At 64.6% G+C, this 3,241-nt stretch carries 3 protein-coding genes; 1 reads left to right on the forward strand and 2 read right to left on the reverse strand.

Annotated features, from left to right (window positions below; all coding sequences use genetic code 11):
- Window positions 1-11 precede the first annotated feature (11 nt).
- Together EOA28_RS29955 and EOA28_RS29960 are read right to left on the reverse strand one after the other, a co-directional pair.
- Window positions 12-1,799: a bifunctional alpha/beta hydrolase/class I SAM-dependent methyltransferase gene (locus tag EOA28_RS29955; protein ID WP_189342246.1), complete on the reverse strand. Its 1,788-nt coding sequence runs from the start codon at window positions 1,797-1,799 to the stop codon at window positions 12-14.
- A gap of 36 nt (window positions 1,800-1,835) precedes the next feature.
- A complete protein-coding gene (locus EOA28_RS29960) occupies window positions 1,836-2,444 on the reverse strand; it encodes a CDP-alcohol phosphatidyltransferase family protein (protein WP_127251603.1) in 609 nt (202 codons plus the stop codon).
- Between the two features lie 258 nt (window positions 2,445-2,702).
- On the opposite strand from EOA28_RS29960, the gene EOA28_RS29965 reads away from it, so the two are divergent.
- Window positions 2,703-3,182 carry a MarR family transcriptional regulator gene (locus EOA28_RS29965; RefSeq protein WP_112130300.1) on the forward strand — a complete coding sequence of 160 codons (480 nt, stop codon included), beginning with the start codon at window positions 2,703-2,705 and terminating at the stop codon, window positions 3,180-3,182.
- The last annotated feature ends 59 nt before the right edge of the window (window positions 3,183-3,241 follow it).

Genomic DNA, 3,241 nt, shown 5'->3' on the forward strand with positions numbered 1-3,241 from the left:
CGTGGCGGGTCCTAAACCCGCCTTGCCAGCGAGACGGTGAAGATACCCCATTGGTCGATGCGCTGGTCGAGCTTCTCGAAGCCGGCGGCTTCGACCAGCTGGTCCATCTCGGCTTGCGTGCGCCGCCGCATGACCCAGGCCTGGCCGCCGCGATGCGAAGTCAGGCTGCGGGCGATCATCTCGAGCTGCGGGTGCCAGGGCTGGTTGGTGTAGATCAGCAAGCTGCCCGGCTGCATCGCCTGGGCTAAGCCGCCGAGCGGGCGGGCGATCAACGCATTATCCGAGAAGAGCTCGTAAAGGCCGGAGACGATGGCAAGATCCGGCGCCGGGTTCAGCGCGGCCAACCCGGCGTCGTCAAAGGCGTCGGCGCGCCGGAACGAGACGCCGGCCGGCAATTGCCGATCGGCGATCAGCTTGCGGCCGAGTTCGACATTGATGTCGGAATAGTCCTGCAGCCGCACGCTGGCCGGCTGCTCGGCGCTCTTGCCGACGGCGTCGAGCACGTAGCGGCCGTGCCCGGCGGCTATGTCGATTATGTGGCCTGGACGTCCGGCCGCCTTCAGCGTTGCCAGCGCCGAACCGATCAGCTCCTCGAGGTTGAGCTTGCGCTGGCGGATGCCGCGCCAGCCGATGGCGTCGAGAAAAGTCCTGTCGACCATGCGGCCGATTGGCCCGAGGCCACGCGCCTCGTTCTCGTAGACATAGTCCAGCGTCGAGCCGGAATCGAAACCGGTGCCGACGCCGATCTTCATGCCGCGCGAGAACCAGCTGCCGATGCGGATGAAGGCGCGGCTCATGGCCCAATAGAGGCCCCTGGGCGACAGAAGATCCAGCGGCGAGGCGAGCCTGTCGGCCTCGTCGCGCGTGTAGCCGGCGATGTCCGCCTGCTTCAGGTCGATGGCTTCGGCCGGCGAAGCAAATTGCCCTTCGATGAACGGCCGGATCAGGTCGAGCGCCTTGGCGCGGTCGCGCTCGCCGAGCGTATCGTGGAAGAAGCCCGGCAGCACATGCCGCTCCTTCACGCGGCTGCCGAGATTGACGAAGAAATCGTGCTGCGGGCCGTGCCGCACCACCCAATCGCTGCCGGACAAAAGAAGCTGCGTCGGCACGGTGATGGCGCGGGCGTCGGAGACGATGCGCGCCGCATGCTGGTAGAGCTCGACCAGGATATTGGAAGCGATCGGACGCGTGATCAGCGGATCGTTCTCGAAGGAGGCGATGCGCACCGGGTCATGGGTGAGCAGGCTCGCCTTGACATAGGAATTGACGAAGAAGCGCCCGTTGATCCTCTGCCATAGCGCGATGCCTTCCTTGGCGAAGGGCACATAGAGCTTGACCGAGAATGCCGGCGAGGCAAGCACCATGGCGCGCAGTTTCGGCGCATAGTCATGCATCCAGGCGGCGGCGAGCACCGCGCCGAAGGATTGCGCGATGAGCGCCATGTCCTGTGCGCCAAAGCCGTCCTTGGCGGCGATCTCGCGCATGAAACAGTCGATATCGCGCACCAGCGCCGCGAAGGACGGCGCATAGCCGCGCTCGCCGGCGGAGCGGCCATTGCCACGCGCATCCCAGGCATAGAAGGCGTAATGCGGCATTCGCAATTCATCGACCAGATGCGCCATGCGGCCGCCATGCTCGTGGCCGCGATGGAAAAGCACGACCGCGCCTTTGGCCTCGGCAGATGCGGCCGGCCAGAAACGGTAGAAAATCTCCGTGCCGTCATGGCTGTGGAAGCTGCGTTCCTGCGCCTGCCGCGTAAGGCTTTCCGCCGGCGCGGCGGCGATCTCTTCGTGAAGCATGCTGTTCCCCTCGTCCGGCATGGCGAGCCTCGATGCTTAGCCGGTGTTGCCAGTAAGACCGGCACGTATCCGGTTTATGGCGGTCAGCAGCGACAGCGTAGCCATGGCCGGAAACACAAACGGCGCGATGGTCGCGGGCCACAGCCCGAAGGCGCACAAGGCCGCGACCACGCCGAGCCCAAGCGCCCGGTCGCTCTTGCCGAACGGGCCGGCATAGTTGCGTCCGATGCCTGCGGGGATGCCGAGCACGCCAGCGAATTCTGCGAGCATGGCCGCCATGGCGAAGGCGACGACACCCCAGACGCCGAACTGCGGAAAGGCCGCGAAGGGCAGGATGAGCGCCAGGTCGGAGACAACGTCGCATATTTCGTTCAGATACATGCCCAGGGTAGAGGCCTGGCCATGCTCCCGCGCCAGCATGCCGTCCATGGCGTTGAGCGCCATGCGCGCGAACAGCGCTAGGGGGATGAGTAGGAGAAGCAGGCGCGAACCGGGCGCCGCCGCGATCGCCAGACCGGCCGCAATTGAGAGGCCGGCTGCAAGCAGGGTGATGCCGTTGGCTGTCACCCCCATGGCCGCCAGCCGGCCGACAAGCGGCCGCAACCTATCCTGGAAGGCCGGCTTCAGCGCATAAAGCGTCGGCATTGCGTGATCCCCCGATCCACCGCTGAAGCTTTACCATGAGCAAGCATGGAGGCGCTAGCGTGTGACAGAAAACACAGTGAATTTTCAGACGGTTGACGCCGCGCTGTGAATGCATCGCCGCAAGCCGCAGCTTTGGCCCGGGTAGCCGTTCAAGAACCGCTAACCATGAATGCACCAAATGCCTGCCATGACGACTTGCCGGCTTCTGGCGCAATGCTTCCCCTTGAATAATAAGCACGCTTATTATATGTATCGCTCATGGTTTCGGATGGCATCGACAGATTGGGATTTTTGATCCACGACGTGCAGCGCCTGATGCGCAAGCGCTTCGAGGCGCGCGCCAGCGGGTTGGGGCTTTCCTCCGCGCAATGGCGGCTGATGGTGCGCGTCGCCAAGGAAGAAGGCATCACGCAGGCGCGGCTGGCCGAACTTCTCGAAATCGAACCGATCAGCGTCTCGCGCCTCGTCGACCGCATGGAGGAAGGCGGCTGGATCGAGCGCCGCCAGGACGCCACCGATCGGCGCGTGCGCATGATCTTCCCGACCGAGAAGGCGAGCGCTGCCTATGCAGATGTCAAAAGCCTTGCCGGCGAGGTCTATGAGGAGTCGCTGACCGGCGTTTCGCCTGAAGATCGACGCATCCTGATCCGGGTGTTGGACACGATCGTGCAGAACCTGACGGACGGCGAGGCATCGTCCCTCGAAAAGATCAAGAGCAGGGAAGGGGCAGCGGCATGAGCGCAGCAGCCAAGCGGGAAGAGGACAACGTCACCAAGCTGAACGCGCCGGCACAGCCG

Source organism: Mesorhizobium sp. M2A.F.Ca.ET.067.02.1.1 (genome assembly GCF_004023285.1).
Classification (GTDB): domain Bacteria; phylum Pseudomonadota; class Alphaproteobacteria; order Rhizobiales; family Rhizobiaceae; genus Mesorhizobium.

Coding starts and splice junctions, on each gene's coding strand:
- EOA28_RS29955 (WP_189342246.1), bottom strand. CDS start 1,799: ATGCTTCACGAAGAGATCGCCGCCGCGCCGGCGGAAAGCCTTACGCGG.
- EOA28_RS29960 (WP_127251603.1), bottom strand. CDS start 2,444: ATGCCGACGCTTTATGCGCTGAAGCCGGCCTTCCAGGATAGGTTGCGG.
- EOA28_RS29965 (WP_112130300.1), top strand. CDS start 2,703: ATGGTTTCGGATGGCATCGACAGATTGGGATTTTTGATCCACGACGTG.